The sequence below is a fragment of the Paeniglutamicibacter quisquiliarum genome, assembly GCF_019084045.1.
GTDB lineage: Bacteria > Actinomycetota > Actinomycetes > Actinomycetales > Micrococcaceae > Paeniglutamicibacter > Paeniglutamicibacter quisquiliarum.
This window is the reverse complement of sequence record NZ_JAHRED010000002.1, coordinates 627,868-643,161: the sequence shown is the minus strand read 5'-3', so window position 1 is coordinate 643,161 and position 15,294 is coordinate 627,868. Positions and strand designations below refer to the sequence as shown.

Here is a 15,294-nt window from a genome sequence, read left to right as displayed (position 1 = left end):
CACTGTATCGCATGGTGACGCAGAACACAGAGAAGATTCCCCACTCCGTTTGGTACGGCTGGGGAGACCCTGCGCGGGCGAAGCCGCTGGGGGCGGGCGGGCTCGAATACCTGCGCACCACCCTGGGGCTGGACAGCGTCGAAGCCGTGCATCCGCCCGTGGACTTCGACGACGTCAGGGTCGGGCCGGTGGCCCTGGGGGACGAGGTGCTGGGGGAGTTGCGCGGGATCTGCGGTGCCCCACACGTTTCCACCGAACGCGCCGAACGCATCCTCCACGCCGGTGGCAAGAGCACCCCCGACCTGCTGCGTATCCGCGCCGGGGACGCGGCGCAGGCACCCGATGCGGTTCTCTTCCCCGGCAGTGCCGAGCAAGTGCGCGAGGTCCTGGAATTCTGCGTGCGCCGGCGCCTGGCCGTGGTCGCCTTCGGCGGGGGAACCTCGGTGGTCGGGGGAGTCGAACCGGAGCGCGGCCCGTTCTCCGGTGTGATCGCCGTTGACCTGCGGCGCATGGACGGGCTGCTGCACCTCGACGCACTTTCGCACACCGCCACCTTCGAGGCGGGCATCCGCGGTCCGGCCATCGAGGCGGCGCTGGAACCGCTGGGCTTCACGCTCGGCCACTTCCCGCAAAGCCACCAGCAGGCCACCCTCGGCGGCTATGTGGCAACGCGCTCCGCCGGGCAGGCCTCCACCGGATACGGCCGCGCCGACGACCTGGTCAAGTCCGTCCACCTCGAAACGCCCGCCGGGCCGATGGACGTCGGCTCGCCCGCCCCGGGCAGCGCCGCCGGGCCCAGGCTGCTGGACGTCGTCGTGGGATCCGAGGGCACACTGGGGGTCATCACCTCCGCCACGGTGCGGATCCACCCGCTGCCCGCAGCCAGGAGCCACGGCGCCTGGTCCTTCGAATCCTTCGCCGCCGGGGCCGAGGCACTGCGCCGGCTGCGCCACGAGGGCGTCCGCGGGGACATGCCCCACGTCTGCAGGCTCAGCGACACCGACCAGACCGCGGCGACCTTCAGGCTCGGTGGCCCCAAGACCGCCGCCATGGCCAGGTACCTCGGGCTCCGCGGACACAAGACACCCGCACTGGCCCTGTTCCTCTGGGAAGGACCAAAGCGCGAAACCGCCGCCCGCAGGCGACGCAGCGCGCGGATCCTGCGCGCCGCCGGCGGCATCCGCCTCGGCCCGCTCCCGGCGCGGGCCTGGGAGCGCGGGCGCTTCTCCGGGCCGTACCTGCGCGACGAGCTGCTGACCCGCGGCGTGTACGTCGAGACCCTGGAAACCGCCGCCAGCTGGACCAGGCTCGATGCCACCTACACCGCGGTCCGCGGTGCCATTCTCAACGCCCTGGAGGCCCGCGGCGGCACGGGGTACGTACAGGCCCACATCTCCCACGTCTACCCGGACGGCGCCTCCCTCTACTTCACCTTCCTCGGCGGGCTCGAGCCGGACGGTCAGGCACAAAACGCCCGCGTGAAGAAGGCGGCCTCCGAGGCCATCGTCGCGGCCGGCGCCACCATTACCCACCACCACGCCGTGGGCACCGACCACTCGCCCTACCTGGAGGCGGAAATCGGTGCCCTGGGGATCGAGGTCCTGCGGGGCATCAAGGCAACCCTGGACCCGAGCGGGATCATGAACCCGGGAAAACTCATCCCCGCACCCGCAAACGCAACGCCTTCCAACGCAACAGCAACCAAGGAGCAGCCATGAACCCCACCATCGGAACACTGGCCGGATCGACCGTCTTGATCACCGGGGCCGCCATGGGCATGGGCAGGATGTATGCCCGCCTCGCCGTCAAGGACCGCGCCAGCCACGTGATTCTCTGGGACATCAATGCCGGGCAGCTCGAGGAGGCGGCCGCGGAACTGCGCGGGGCCGGCAGCGAGATCCACACGCAGGTGGTGGACGTGGGCCGGCTCGAGTCCATCGAGGAAGCCGCCCAGGTGGTGCGCGACGGCGTCGGGGCCCCGGACATCCTCATCAACAACGCCGGCATCGTGCGCGGGAAGTACTTCTGGGAACACGACCAGCGCGCCGACATCGCCGAAACCATGAACATCAACACCCTCGCGCTGATGCACATCACCCGCGAATTCCTGCCCTCCATGATCTCCCGCGGGCGCACCTCGCGGATCGTGAACGTCGCCTCCGCCGCCGGGCTGCTGGCCAACCCGAGGATGAGCGTCTACTCATCCTCCAAGTGGGCGGTCATCGGGTGGAGCGATTCGCTGCGCCTGGAACTGGCGCAGGCCGGGCACCACCACATCAAGGTGACCACCTTCTGCCCCTCCTACATCAAGACCGGCATGTTCGACGGAGCCCGCGGTCCGCTGCTGACCCCGCTGCTGGAGCCCGGGCCGGTGACAGAGCGCGTCTGGCGGGCCATGAAGGATGGCCAGCCGATGCTCCTGATGCCCTGGACAGTGAAGCTGAGCTCCGCGCTGCGGGGCGTGCTGCCGATTGCCGCCTGGGACGCGGTGGCCGGGCGCGTATTCGGCGTCTACAAGTCAATGGAGCACTTCACCGGGCGCAAATAGGGAAACGTTGCTTCCCGCCTCCCGCATGCCGCCCCAAGGAGTGGGGGCGCCGGAAGGCACAACCCTAGCCATCCGGCACGGGGCGGCGGTAGCGTCGAACGTGAACGGAGCCCGTCCCCGCGGCCGCCTGCGCCTCGAGGAGCGGCTTCCGTGCCGGCGCGAGTCGCCGCGTCCGGTCTTTCGAGAAGGGACATGCCATGAAGGCTGCACGTTTTTACGCACAAAAAGACATCCGCATCGAGGAGATCTCCGAGCCCGAACTGCGCCCGGGCGCGGTGGCCATCGATGTGGCCTGGTGCGGCATCTGCGGCACCGACCTGCACGAGTACCTCGAGGGCCCGATCTTCGTCCCTGCGCCCGGGCACCCGCACCCGCTCTCGGGGGAAGAGGCGCCGGTGACACTGGGGCACGAGTTCTCCGGCACCATCACGGCCGTCGGCGAGGGCGTCTTGGACCTGGCCGTGGGGCAGAACGTCGTGGTCGAGCCCTACTTCACCTGTGGCCAGTGCGCCTCCTGCCAGGCGGGCAACTACCACCTGTGCGTCAAGATGGGCTTCATTGGCCTGGCCGGCGGGGGCGGGGGACTGGGCGAGAAGATCGTGGTCGACGCGCGCTGGGTGCACCGCATCGGGGACATTCCGCTGGACGAGGCGGCGCTGATCGAACCCCTCTCGGTGGGGCACCATGCGGTGATGCGCAGCGGCGTGTTGCCGGGGCAGTATGCGCTGGTCGGCGGAGCAGGCCCGATCGGCCTGCTCACCGCGGCGGTGCTTAAGGGCATGGGCGTCACCACCATCGTCAGCGAACTCTCGGCAGCACGCAAGGACAAGGCGCGCGAAAGCGGGGTTGCAGACCACGTGCTTGACCCCGGCGTCGAGGACGTCAGGGAACGGGTCATGGAAATCACCCATGGCATCGGGGCGGACGTCGCCTTTGAGTGCGCGGGAGTCAACGCGGTGCTCGACACCCTGCTCGATGCGCTAAAGCCCACCGGGGTGCTGGTGAACGTCTCCATCTGGGGTCGGCCCGCCACCGTGGACATGCAGAAGATCGTACTCAAGGAAATCGACGTGCGCGGGACCATCGCCTACGTGCGCGACCACGCCGAGGTCATCGAGCTGGTGGGAAGCGGAAAGATCGACCTCAAGCCGTTCATCACCGGGCGCATCGCCCTGGAGGACCTGATCGACAAGGGATTCGACACGCTGATCAACCACAATGAGACGGCGGTCAAAATCATCGTCTCGCCCAGCGGCAAGGGGCTCTAAGCCACCTCGGCCGGAGACCAACGTGCCTTTGGCGACTCGGCCGTATGATGGCTGAATGGCTCGCACTGCAAGGGAACGCATCACCGGTGACCCGACCTCATCCACCATCCACGATGTGCTCATGGAGCGGATCTCCGCATTGCCGGGGTGCGAGATCCAGGAGAATGCCTCGTCGTTCCATGTGGCGCGCGGGCGCGCCTTCCTTGGCATCCATCCCCGCCGCGGCGGGATCCTGGTCAACATCGTTCTCACCCGGCAGCTCGAATCCCCGCGGGTATTTCGTACGGGGCGAGTATCCGCGAACCGGTGGCACAACGAGATCATCCTGCTGGACACCGCTGCGCTCGATCCGGAGCTGTTGGGTTGGATCCGCGAAGCGTACGATCTCACCGCCTGAGGCAGCGGGTCCGGAGCGCTATGGGGCTAGGAGCTCGGAGATCGAGGCCAGTGGCACGATTCCCTCCGACCTCGCGGCGAGGTCCGGGTCGAGCGCCACGAGCGCATCGGCCTGCAGCATCGTGACAGCCAGGTATTCCGCGTGCCCGATGCTGTCCCACTGATGCTCGCGTGCGATCTTCCACGCGGTGCGCCGTGAGACCCGGTCGCCGAGCAGGCGGACCTTCACAGCGGTGATGCGCTCGTGGAGGTCCATCGCCGCTGCCTCGGTGATTTCGCCGCCGAGCACGCCCTTCAGCAACAGGTCCAGGGCCGCGGAACGGATCGAGTTCGGTGCGACGAGTCGATGGTCCGGATTCGGCTGGTATCGGTTGTCGGCAAGATGCAACAGTGCTGCCGGATCGATCACGAAGCGCTTCATGGGTCCATGGTAGGCCGGGCTGGATCCAGTTAGTGGGCGCGGATGCGCGACGGTGAAGCCTGCACCTTAGTGCCGGGGTCGTTCGAGCGCTCCAACTCCGGAATCCACGGGGGACAGTGACTCGTCATCCTCATGCCGCGGGGGCTCGAGCAATACCATTCCAACGGTGATGACCGCCGAGCCAATGGCCATGAGCGGGCGCGGGTTTTCAATGCCCCTGCGCAACAGGGCCTGGTGGATCCTCGCATCGATGACAAATCCAAGCTTCGTGCCGGCGGCACTCAGGGTGCCCAGTCCCAACGCAACGGCGGCCCGGAACTTCTTCCCGGGCTTGGCATCCTCGCCGGGGGCAGTGGCGAACCATCCGATGAGCCCCGCGGCGGCACCCGTTCCCACATACAAGGACCTCCTGGTCGAGGGTCGAAGCTTGGCAGGGTCAACCAGCGTCAGGAGGCCGCTGGCCACGCCGGTTCCCGCGGCATTGCCAAGTCGGGAGCGAAATGATGAAGGGTTGGTGTTTGTGTAGCCAGTCATTTGACCAGCCTAGCGAAACCGAAGCAGTGTACGGCTTTGCGCTCGCCCGAGGAATTAAACCAAATTACCCGGTGGTCTGATGGCAGGGCCGGTGGAAGTCACAATCGAACGATGCTTGCCCAACTGTCTGCCCCCGGGGCTATGGTGAAATTTGCTTACTCGCAGCTTCAACTTAAATATGGGGAGTTTCATTGTTCGGGGGAACCAATTTGGCCGCGCTGGCTACAGGTCGCGTGGCAAGGATCGTCGCGGGAGCGGTAGCGCTCGGTTTTGTAGCCACTGCCTGCACACAGGCACCGGCGTCACAGACAGCGAGTGACCGCAATGGCGCCACCGTTGTCAGGGTGATTGACGGCGACACCATTGTGGCGGACCTGTCCGGCGCCGAAACCACCATCCGTCTGCTCAACATCGATACGCCGGAGACCAAGCACCCGGACAAGCCGGTGCAGTGCCTCGGGGTGGAGGCAGCCGATTACACCAAGTCACTCTTGGCGCCGGGGGACCGGATCGAGCTGGCCTACGACGTGCAGCGCCTGGACCCGTACGGCCGCACGCTGGCGGGCGTCTACAAGGACGGAAGTCTCGTCAACGCCGATATCGCCGCCGCCGGACTCGGCGTTGCGGTGCTGTTCCAGCCCAACGAGCGGTTCTATCCCGAGGTCCTTGCCGCAGAGCAGCGGGCTCAGGAATCCAGCGAGGGACTCTACAGCGCGGCGATCGACTGCACGATTCCAGCCAGGGCGGTGGCCGCCATTGCGGGCATGGAGGCCGTTGAGGACACCGTTCCGGCGAACGCCGAGGCGGTGGGTTCCGCCCTCGCCGTGGTGACAGCCGCCATCGTGGCGGGCAAGGCGAAGAGCGCAGCGCTTCGGGGACTCGACACCGCCGGCAATGTGGTGGACGCGGCGATTTGGTCTGCGCGGAAGGCCACATATGCACCACAGCTGGCAGCCTCCCTTGACAGGGCCACGGCAATCGAGAAAAAGCTGGCCGCCAAGAAGACGGCGTTGGCACGGGCCAAGAAGGAAGCCGACGCCAAGGCAAAGGCGGTCGCCAAGGCCGCCGCTGAGGCCAAGGCGAAGGCGAAGGCCGAGGCAACGCGCAAGGCAAACGCCGCGGCCGCCGCCGAGCGGCGGGCCGCTGCCCAGCGGGAAGCGGCGGCAAGCAGGAGGGCCGCCGAACGCCGCCGCCAGTCGATCCCCAAGCAGACCTATCGGGCTCCGGCCCCAAAGCCTAAACCCAAGGTCAGCAGCAATCCGTATCCCGGGTACACCGGCCCGCGCTGCTACGCGCCCGGCGGCCAGACCTGGAAGCCCTGCTAGAAACCCCAACCCCTAAGGCTGCCCGCAGTCCATTGCCCCCCGTGCCGCATGGCTCGTGATGCAGTGGGCAGCGGGCACGCTCGTTTCGGACGTTCACCGGTGAGGTCACTGGGGCCGGCAAGCAAGAGAAGAACCGTGGCCAAGAGTTGTGCGGGGATTGGCTGGTTCCATTCCCAATCGTTGGCGGCGCGGAGTATGTTGGGTCGTGGAAAAACTCCGTCAGCTCCGCGAAGGAAAACCCCATGAGCACATTTGTCGATCGGCCCCGCACCGCCCTGATGGTGATCGATGTCCAGAACGACGTGGTGGCCAATGCCCACTTGCGCGAGGAAACACTGGGCAACATCAAAGCGCTGGTGTCCCGTGCCCGCGAATCCGGGGCGCCGGTGGTGTGGGTGCAGCACTCCGACGAGGAAATGGAGCAGGGCAGCGACGCCTGGCAGATCGTGCCCGAGCTTTCACCGGCCGCCGGGGAACCGGTGATCCACAAGATCTACGGGGACTCCTTCGAGGCCACCAACCTCGAGGAGGTGCTTTCCGCAGCCGGCGTCGGCCGGCTGGTGGTGTCCGGCGCCGAGTCCGACGCGTGCATCCGCTCGACCGTCCACGGCGCCTTCACCCGTGGCTACGACGTCACCCTGGTGTCAGATGCGCACACCACCAGCGACATGACCCAGTGGGGCGCCCCGCCGCCGGAGGTCGCCATCGCCCACATCAACCTCTACTGGCAATTCCAGGGGGCGCCGGAGCGCACAGCGGCGGTCACCAGCACGCAGGACGTGGACTTCGGCGCCTGACCTGGGATCTCCGGCCTCAGCGCGGGCGCACCGCCCACGCTGTGCGGCTGCCGCGCATGGACAGGTCGCTGCGTCGTGCCAGTCCGCGCGGGCCATCGAGGTCCAGCAACTGGTCGAGGGTGGACAGGTCCTCGGTGGACAGCTGCCCGGCCAGGCCGGTGCGCATGCGGGACAGGAAGGTGTGGGTGATGCGCAGCAGAAGTTCCCCGTCCGCCTCCGGCGCATAGTCGAACTTCTGCTTGGCGGCGGTGGTGAAGCCGGCGGCCTCCAGATCCGCACTCCAGTCCGGGTGGGCGTTCCAGCCTGCCTCGTCGAGCAACCGGTGGCATCGTTCTTCCAGGCCCGGCGTGCCGAATCCGAGATCCGTCGGGAGATAGCGCGGAAGCGCATTCATTTCCACGACCACGAACACTCCTTCCGGGGAAAGGCTTGTCCGGATCTCGCCAAAGACGCGGGCCGGGTCCTTCATGTGGTGTATCGAGGATGCCGCCCACACCAGACCGATGTCGGCCAGTTCGGGCCACGCCACGTCGAGGTCTGCCTGCAGCGTTGACACGCGGCCTTCAAGTTGGTGGGTGCCCACGTTGTTCGTCAGCCGCTGGAGCATGAACTCCGACTGGTCCACGGCGACCACGCTCGCCCGGGGGAAGGTGCGCGCCAGGCCGAGCGTCCCGGTGCCGGTGCCCGCACCCAGGTCCACAATCGTGCGTGGGTTGTTGGCCTGGGCGGCCGTCCAGTCAAAGATCTCCTGGAGGTGGTCGCGCAGCAACAGGGCGTCGAGGTCCAGGACCTCGGCCATGCCCGAGTCGTCGTCGTGGCCATGCGCGTGTCCGTGCTCCTGTCCCGAGTGGTGGTGTCCGTGGGCGCTTCCATGCGAATGCTCTGTAGTCATGGATCCAGCCTAACCACTGCCTGCGTCATTGGCATACACTCTTGCGTATGACGCAAGATCTTTCCATGGACACCGTGATCCGCCAGTGAATCAAGGGACTCCGGCTGGCCAAGGGGTGGTCACTCGATGCCCTGGCCGCCCGCTGCTACCTCAGCCCCTCGACCCTGAGCCGCATCGAGACCGGTCACCGCCGGATCGCCCTGGACCAACTGGTTCCCCTGGCAAAGGCCCTGGGCACCACCCTTGACCAATTGGTCGAGCCGACCGCGGACGAGGACGTCGTCATCCGGCCGGAGCCCGAACACCAGCCAGGAATCACCACCTGGCTGCTCTCACGCGAACATTCCCACGACGGCACCACCGTGGCCAAGATGCGCATCACCCCCGAGCGCTCGATGGCGGACGTGGGGATGAGCGTGCATCCGGGACGTGAATGGTTCACGGTCCTCTCGGGCACCGTGTCACTGGTGCTGGGGGAGCGCACGATCCTGGTCCACGAGGGCCAGGCCGCGGAATTCTCCACCATGGTCCCGCACCGCGTCGGTGCCCACGAGGGGCCGGTGGAGATCCTGACGATCCTTGACCATGGGGGAGAACGCGCCCACATGCATCTGCCCGGGGCCATCGGCTAGGGGCTGGAGGCCGGGTTCCGCGGCAACCCGTCCCCGTTGCCGGCCGCGAAGGAGAGCACAGTGGCGGAGAAATCCAGCAGGCTTGCGGATGACCGCTGGGCATGTCCGCCGCCGTCCTCCCGGCGCAGCCAGGCCCGGCCGCCCCGGCTCCGGATCCCCGACACGAATTCGACGGCCGCGGCATTGTCGACCCGTTCGTCGCTGCCGAGCACGCAGCACAGCAGCGGCGGGAGATCAGCCGCCGACTCCCGGGCGGCCAGGAGGTGGAGCGGGGAGTGGGCGGCTCGTTGTTGCTCGGAGGTCTCCCCGTCGGCACCGAACTCGTGGAGCCATTGGGATCCCAGCCCGTGCCGCTGCAGGTCCACTGTATCCAGCAACGGGGCCACCGCTATCACGCGGCCGAACGCGCCGGGATCCAGCAATGCGGCGGCACTGACCACCAGACCGCCATGGGAGGCCCCCACCGCGGTGAGTTCCGCGGCGCCGGTCCAGCCCTGCGCCACCAGGAAGCGGGCCACGTCGATCAGGTCGTGGACGGCGCGCAACTTGTTGGCCCCGCGTCCGGCCTCGTGCCATTGCCGACCCAGTTCCCCGCCTCCGCGCACCTGAGCCGCCACATGGATTCCGCCGGCGGCAATCCACGCGGCCACGCTGGGTTCGGGCTCGGTGCGGTGCACGACCCCGAAGCCCCCGTAGCAGGAGAGCAGCAGCGGCCGCGGGGACAGGGGCATGTCCGCGGCCAGGTCCCCGGCTCGCGCCGAGAGAATCACCGGGATCTCCACCGAGTCCCGGGCCGGGGCCAGCAGGCGCAGGTGCCTGAACTCGGCCGGGTTCCTGCGCGGCGGCAACTGCGTGGCGGACTTGGCTGCTGCCGGGCGTTGCAGGCAGACGACACCCGAGGGCCGCTCCGGGGACGCGCTCTGGATCCACACTGCAGCACCGTCCGGATGCGTGCTCACCGACAGGGCCGTGAGCTGCTCGGCGGCCTCCAGCTCCCACAGCGTTTCCCCATTCAGGGCCACCCGGGTGCCGGTGGGACCCTCCGTGGCCAGCAGGTTTCCGTGCTCGCCACTGACCCGGGCCAGCACCTTGCACCCCGGGACCTCGTGGTGGACCGCGTCCGGCGCCGTTGAGAGGATCCAGTCGCCGTCCCGGAGAAGCCAGCGCCGTGCACCCTTTCCGGGGGCGCGAGCCGTGAGTTGCAGCGTGCCGTCCCCGATTCCCAGGCGCAGCCGTTCCCCGGGCCCCGGGGTTCCGAGTTCCCCGGGGAACGGAAACGGCTCCGGGGGAGAGGCAGGTCCGTCCGCGCCAAACCCGCAGCGCCAGATGGCTTGTTCCGGCGGCCTTCCGGAGAGCACCCACAGCGAGGTGCCACCGGGCGACCACACCGGGGCGGCATGCCAGGACCGGGGGCCGGGAAGCTGCACGGGAGCGGCGCCCGGAGCGAGCAGCCAGACCTCGGCCAGTTCGGTGTCCGCCGGGCCGAGCAGCGCGGCGACCCGAGTGCCGGAGGGATCGAGGGCGAATCCGCGCACCACCCGGTTCGCGGGCACCGGCAGCGCGGAGCCGGCCGGCGGGGGCTCGGGCGCGTTGCCCGGGGCCAGGGCCCGGCACAGCCAGTCATCGGCGACCCGGTAGAGCGCGGGGAATTCCTCCCCCGGGCTGCGCCAGGTGAAGACGGCGTTGCCGCCGGCGAGCTGCGGCATGCCCTGCCGCGGCGCCGAGTCCCAGTGCAGCAATTGGGTCCGAAAGTACCCGTGGAGCGCGGGCTTTTCCCCCAGCTCCAGGCCGGCCGCGTCGATGGCCCGGGTCATCGTCCCACCAGGTCCCCGGGCCCGGCGTCGGCGCGGTCGAGCCATGCCAGGTGGCCGCCGTCGCCCAGCGGGGTGGGAACCTCCACCGTGACCGGCACGGACCGGGGATCCCCGGTGTCGACCAGGTGCACCTCGCCGTGCCCGCCCCGGGTCACCGCGACCCATTCATCGGCGCCCGAGGCCGCGATTGCCCGGCGGTCGGCGTCGTCCCACGGTTCGGCGCCGCGGCGCGGCGCCTTGTCCATCGGCGGCAGCGTCCAACGGCCACGCTCGCGCAGGGTTTCGGTGTCGTAGACGCGCAGGTCGTCGCCGTCCGGGTGGATCCGGGCCACGGCAATGGCGGTGCCGGTCAGCGCAAAGCGGAAGATCATCCCGTCGCCCAGAGGCGCCGTGCGCGAGGTGTTGGCATCGATGTCGTGGACCCACAGCGTATTGCCCCAGGTGTCCCATTTGCGCGGGTGCTCCCCGCCTTCGCGCAGCACGGCCACCAGCAGGCGCCGCCGGGTACAAAGGCGCAGGAAGTAGGCGCGGCCCGCCGCCTCCCAGGGCCGCATGGGGAGGGGTTCCGGCACCGGTCCGCCCACGTCGAAGCACTCGAGTCCGCGTTCGGTGGCCACGAACAGGGTGCCCGTATCGGGGTCGTAGGCATCCCCGTGGCCTTGTGCCCCGACCGCTTCGTGGATCCCGCCGCGCAGCTCCGGGCTGTGTACGCCAAGGGTGAGGATGTCATCGACGGAGATGGATTCGATGGCTCCGGGTTCGCGGTGCCGCAAGACCGCGCGCGGGCCCTCGGGCGTGGCGGCGACCACGACGCCGGGCTCGCCGGCCCGGGTGCGGATCCGGCGGGAGTACGGACCTGACGCGGCCTGCAGGTCCACGACGCTGAGCACGTCGCTCCAGGGTTCCCACGATTGCCCTAGCCCCGTGCTGACGGCAATGTACCGGCCGGCGGGGTCGCAGGCCAGGTGCTCGCCCGGGATGGCGACGGAAATCCGGTGGTCGATCGCCGCCGCGGGTTCCGTGCCGGTGGCGGCGAAGGGATCCATGACGATGAGGGATCCGCCCGCATCGTCCACCCAGGCGCATCGGCCGTTGCCCAGGGACAGGATCCCGGCGTGCTCGGCAAGGACCATGCCGGGGATCCAGCCTGTCACCGCGCGGGACGCGGGATCGATGAAGCCAATGGCGTGGGCCCGCTGGTCGGCCACGACGAGTATTTCCTGTTTCATGACGCCTCCATGACGTGTTGTTTGCGAATGATTCTCATTAAGTATAGTGTCTTCTTGTTGCCAGAACGGCAACGACATCACCTACGAAAGGAAACCCCATGGAAAACACCGTGGTACTTGCAGAAGTTGAAGAGACCGAGCAGCTGGCCCACCTGTCGGCCACCCACTCGAACGCGCTCGTCGAGAACCCGTTCGACTAATCGCCCATTCGCGACTGCGGGGTGGATGTTTGGCATCCACCCCGCAGTCGTGCGCCCCCGAACCAACATTCTTGAAAGGACCCATGAGTATCCCGGCAGTCGAGGTTTTCGAGCTCAACGGACGCACCACGGTGCGTTCCCCTGACGGCACCTTCCTGCGCGTGCAGGCGCCCACAGGGGCGCCGCTACCCATGCTGGAGACCTTTCATGGCCAAATCCGCGAGCAACTCGAGGCCCGGGCAGCCCAAAGAATGCAACCGCGCACCGGGCGTGAAAGTGTTGCCTTGCTTGCCCCGGAAGCCGGATGGGAACCGGTGAGCACGGCCCTGACTGGGCTCGACGTACAGAACCTCGACTATCGCGGGATACCGGAGGCAACAGGCGGGTTGATTGTCCAGGTTGCCGCAACCCCGGCGGACCGCGGGCTCCTGGATGACCTGCCGGACGCCGGCACCGCGGTGCTGCGCTGCTACCGCGAGGGCGAGATCCTCTTTGTGGATCCACTCGCGCTGGCCCCTGGCGACCCCAGCGGTTCGCAGGTGCTGCGCCGCCGGCTGGCCGCCTCCGCGGCAGCCGACGAACTGGACGGATGGCTTGATGCTGCCCGGCCCGGTGACGGAACCCTCGACGGCCTGCCCGCACTGGCCACCCAATTCCTTGGCGCCAGGATCCGCTCCATGGTCGCCGCGTGGCAATACGACACGCGCGAGCTGGCCGCCCTGCGCCGCACACTCTGGCGGTTCGACACCCGGACATTGTGCAGCAGCGAACATCCGGTGCTGGGATTTGCCGAACCGGCAAAGCGCCCCGGTCCCCGACGATGAAGCCCGCTTCCGGTCCCGCACCCACAAGACTCGACCTCGCGCTGGAGGACGGCACCGTGCTGGCGGGCGACCACTATCGCTCCGGCCAAGAGGCGGGGCGGGGAACGGTGCTGATCCGCACTCCGTACGATCGGCGGCAATACCGCGCCCAGGCAGGCGCCTGGCAGGCGCAGGGCCATGAAGTGGTCGTCCAGGACGTCCGCGGCCGTTACGGTTCCGCCGGAGCATGGCTGCCCTACGCGACCGAGGGGCGCGACGGGGCCGAAACCGCGCGCCTACTGGAGCGCGGGGGCCTGCTGGACGGCGGACTGATCCTGGCCGGGGCCTCCTACGATGCGCACTGCGCCCTCGAGGCGGCCCGGTGCCTCGAAACCGGCGGGGGGCCGTTGCGTGCCGCGGCCGTGGTCGCCATGGTCCCGGCCCTCGGCCTCCATGAGACCGCCCGAGACCCCGACGGAACCGCACGCCTGCGCGACCGCATCGGCTGGTGGCACATGCACGGGTTCGGCGCCGAATCCCGGGAGCCGCTGGCACCCGCCGAGCTCGACCGCCGGTGCCGCGCGGCCAGGGAACGCGGCGTGGCCGGCGCGATGCCCGCGCACACCTACGGTGCCCACGCACCCGCCCAATGGGACAGGCTGTGGTCGGCGCCAAGGCTTGACCTGGCCGCCCGCTACGGAAGCTGCCAAACGCCGCTGCTGGTGGTCTCCGGGCACCGGGACTTCTTTGTCCACGAGGCGCTCGGTCTGGCAGACGCCTGGGATGCGGGCAACACCGGATTCCTCACCGGCCCATGGGGCCACCGGCTCACCGCCGACCTCGACCCCTCCGCCGCGTCAACGCTGCGCGGCCACGGCGGCCTGATGGCCAGGATCCGGGAGTTCCTGGAACGTTCCGCGGCGCTCCCCTTCACCCTTGACTTCAACCCGTCCCGGATCGGCACCGATCCCTGGGAACCGTCCGAGCGCGCGCGGCTGCGAGCCGCGACCAACCCACCCGTCCCAGCAGAATGCGAAGTATCCCCATGACCACAGCCGAACACCTTGGCCTGTTGCCGCTGCACACCCTGGTGGATGAACACACCGGGATCATCCGCCGGGTGCGCTCGGTGCTCACCCCCGAGCACGCGCCTCCCGCCTACACCTCCATGACCGCCGAGGTCTCCGACGCCCGCTGGCTGGGGGACTGGCCGGCGGACCGCGTGTCACTGGGCACCACCTTCGGGGACGAGCGGCAGGCCTGGATCGCGGCGGTGGCCGAGGGCATGGAACGCTATTGCGGCAACTTCATCCCGGCCGAGGTCCCCGACGCCGAGCACTTCATCGGCAGCGCCCGGCAGCTCAGCGCAGCCGGGCACTCCGTCGTCCCGTTGCAGCAGCTTCCGCAATTCGCGCCCTGGCAGCTGGAGCGCCCCGACTTTCCCTACCGGAACCTGGAGGAGGACACCGAAACACTCTGGACCTCCTGCCGCCGGAACGCCGACGGGCAAGAGGTCTGGCTACCGGCCAGCCTGGTCTACCTGAACTGGCGGCAACGGCGCTTCGCCAACCTGCCGCGAATCCACCACCTCAACTACGCCGGGATCGCCACAGGGCAGGGGTTTGCCGACGCCCGCGACCGCGCCCTGCTGGAAACCGTCGAACGCGACGCCCTGGAATTGTGGTGGCACCTCGACGGCCCCACCCGGGGCATCAACACCGACTCGATCCCCGGGCTGGCCCAGTCCATGGAGGGCTGCCGGCTCCACTACTGGGTGGTCCAAATGCCCAGCGAATTCGCCCCGTCCATGGCCGCGCTGGTGTTCGACCCCGACACCGGGCTCTACGCCGCCGGTTTCTCCTGCAAGAACGATCCGGCCGAGGCCGCCCGCAAGGCGGTGCTCGAGGCGGTCCACACCTGGATCTACACCCAGGGCACCACCGATGCCGAGGGCTGGGTCTTCCAGGCCGTCGAGGCCGGACTCATGGCCCGGGGCCTGTACCTGGAACACCGGGAGGACCGCCGCTACCTGCAGGACGCCGGCGAGCAGTTCGAGGCCGTCCGGGACCTCGGAGCCCATGTGCAGGTGTGGCTCGATCCCCAGATGCACGCGCTGGCCGAGCGCTTCACGGCCCCGGCAGGCGGGCTGGTGGACATCGAGGCCGTGGCCGCGGTGCCCATGGAGGAGGTCCACCGGCGCCTGGCCCGCGCCGGACACGAGGTCTACACCCGCGAGCTGACCACCCGGGACGTCGCGATGACCGGGCTGAGCGTGGTGCGGGTCGTGGTCGGCGGGCTGGTGCCCAACGCCCCCGCGGCCTTCGCCTACCTGGGCTGCCCGCGCGTCGCCGAGGCGGCGGTGTCCCGCGGCTGGCGGGACGTGCAGCCGACCGCCCCCGGGCATTTCACCCTCGCCCCGCCACCCCACATGTAGG

Annotated in this window: 16 protein-coding genes; 11 read left to right on the top strand and 5 right to left on the bottom strand. The window is 69.0% G+C overall.

From position 1 onward, the window contains the following. The first annotated feature begins 11 nt into the window (after positions 1 to 11). The 4 genes from KRR55_RS06645 to KRR55_RS06630 all read left to right on the top strand — a co-directional run bounded on the left by KRR55_RS06645 (position 12) and on the right by KRR55_RS06630 (position 4,213). Positions 12 to 1,718, top strand: coding sequence for an FAD-binding oxidoreductase (locus KRR55_RS06645; RefSeq protein WP_217388245.1), 1,707 nt, complete (start codon positions 12 to 14; stop codon positions 1,716 to 1,718). Further along, positions 1,715 to 2,548 carry an SDR family oxidoreductase gene (locus KRR55_RS06640; RefSeq protein ID WP_217388244.1) on the top strand — a complete coding sequence of 278 codons (834 nt, stop codon included), beginning with the start codon at positions 1,715 to 1,717 and terminating at the stop codon, positions 2,546 to 2,548. Before KRR55_RS06645 ends, KRR55_RS06640 begins: the two co-directional genes overlap by 4 nt. A gap of 197 nt (positions 2,549 to 2,745) precedes the next feature. After that, positions 2,746 to 3,816 (top strand): 2,3-butanediol dehydrogenase, encoded by a 1,071-nt coding sequence (locus KRR55_RS06635; RefSeq protein WP_217388243.1) that lies wholly within the window; start codon positions 2,746 to 2,748, stop codon positions 3,814 to 3,816. 55 nt (positions 3,817 to 3,871) lie between these two features. Then, a complete protein-coding gene (locus tag KRR55_RS06630) occupies positions 3,872 to 4,213 on the top strand; it encodes a DUF5655 domain-containing protein (protein ID WP_217388242.1) in 342 nt (113 codons plus the stop codon). Positions 4,214 to 4,231: 18 nt separating this feature from the next. On the opposite strand, the gene KRR55_RS06625 is transcribed toward KRR55_RS06630, so the two are convergent. Both KRR55_RS06625 and KRR55_RS06620 read right to left on the bottom strand, forming a co-directional pair. Further along, positions 4,232 to 4,633 carry a hypothetical protein gene (locus tag KRR55_RS06625; protein WP_217388241.1) on the bottom strand — a complete coding sequence of 134 codons (402 nt, stop codon included), beginning with the start codon at positions 4,631 to 4,633 and terminating at the stop codon, positions 4,232 to 4,234. A gap of 66 nt (positions 4,634 to 4,699) precedes the next feature. Next, on the bottom strand, positions 4,700 to 5,167 hold the full coding sequence (locus tag KRR55_RS06620; protein ID WP_217388240.1) for a hypothetical protein: 468 nt from the start codon (positions 5,165 to 5,167) through the stop codon (positions 4,700 to 4,702). Positions 5,168 to 5,511: 344 nt separating this feature from the next. Between KRR55_RS06620 and KRR55_RS06615 the strand changes: the two genes are divergently transcribed. Continuing rightward, positions 5,512 to 6,492: a thermonuclease family protein gene (locus tag KRR55_RS06615; RefSeq protein WP_336245049.1), complete on the top strand. Its 981-nt coding sequence runs from the start codon at positions 5,512 to 5,514 to the stop codon at positions 6,490 to 6,492. A gap of 242 nt (positions 6,493 to 6,734) precedes the next feature. Then, positions 6,735 to 7,289, top strand: coding sequence for an isochorismatase family protein (locus KRR55_RS06610; RefSeq protein ID WP_217388239.1), 555 nt, complete (start codon positions 6,735 to 6,737; stop codon positions 7,287 to 7,289). A gap of 16 nt (positions 7,290 to 7,305) precedes the next feature. Here the strand turns inward: KRR55_RS06610 and KRR55_RS06605 are convergent, their stop codons facing one another. Then, complete coding sequence (locus KRR55_RS06605; RefSeq protein ID WP_217388238.1) at positions 7,306 to 8,181, bottom strand: class I SAM-dependent methyltransferase; 876 nt, start codon at positions 8,179 to 8,181, stop codon at positions 7,306 to 7,308. An 89-nt stretch (positions 8,182 to 8,270) separates the two neighbouring features. Between KRR55_RS06605 and KRR55_RS06600 the strand changes: the two genes are divergently transcribed. Next, a complete protein-coding gene (locus KRR55_RS06600) occupies positions 8,271 to 8,813 on the top strand; it encodes a helix-turn-helix domain-containing protein (protein WP_336245054.1) in 543 nt (180 codons plus the stop codon). On the opposite strand, the gene KRR55_RS06595 is transcribed toward KRR55_RS06600, so the two are convergent. Both KRR55_RS06595 and KRR55_RS06590 read right to left on the bottom strand, forming a co-directional pair. Beyond that, positions 8,810 to 10,627 (bottom strand): prolyl oligopeptidase family serine peptidase, encoded by a 1,818-nt coding sequence (locus KRR55_RS06595; RefSeq protein WP_217388237.1) that lies wholly within the window; start codon positions 10,625 to 10,627, stop codon positions 8,810 to 8,812. The two genes, KRR55_RS06600 and KRR55_RS06595, sit on opposite strands and share 4 nt — an antisense overlap. Beyond that, a complete protein-coding gene (locus tag KRR55_RS06590; RefSeq protein ID WP_217388236.1) occupies positions 10,624 to 11,856 on the bottom strand; it encodes a hypothetical protein in 1,233 nt (410 codons plus the stop codon). The genes KRR55_RS06595 and KRR55_RS06590 overlap by 4 nt, the downstream gene beginning before the upstream one ends. A gap of 98 nt (positions 11,857 to 11,954) precedes the next feature. Here KRR55_RS06590 and amiA point away from each other — a divergent pair, with 98 nt between their 5' ends. The 4 genes from amiA (at position 11,955) to KRR55_RS06575 (ending at position 15,293) form a co-directional block, all read left to right on the top strand. Continuing rightward, complete coding sequence (gene amiA / locus KRR55_RS20240) at positions 11,955 to 12,056, top strand: streptamidine family RiPP (protein ID WP_243400284.1); 102 nt, start codon at positions 11,955 to 11,957, stop codon at positions 12,054 to 12,056. A gap of 83 nt (positions 12,057 to 12,139) precedes the next feature. Next, positions 12,140 to 12,880, top strand: coding sequence for a hypothetical protein (locus tag KRR55_RS06585; RefSeq protein ID WP_217388235.1), 741 nt, complete (start codon positions 12,140 to 12,142; stop codon positions 12,878 to 12,880). Further along, positions 12,877 to 13,908 (top strand): CocE/NonD family hydrolase, encoded by a 1,032-nt coding sequence (locus KRR55_RS06580; RefSeq protein ID WP_217388234.1) that lies wholly within the window; start codon positions 12,877 to 12,879, stop codon positions 13,906 to 13,908. The genes KRR55_RS06585 and KRR55_RS06580 overlap by 4 nt, the downstream gene beginning before the upstream one ends. Then, a complete protein-coding gene (locus KRR55_RS06575; protein WP_217388233.1) occupies positions 13,905 to 15,293 on the top strand; it encodes a YcaO-like family protein in 1,389 nt (462 codons plus the stop codon). The genes KRR55_RS06580 and KRR55_RS06575 overlap by 4 nt, the downstream gene beginning before the upstream one ends. Position 15,294 lies beyond the last annotated feature (1 nt).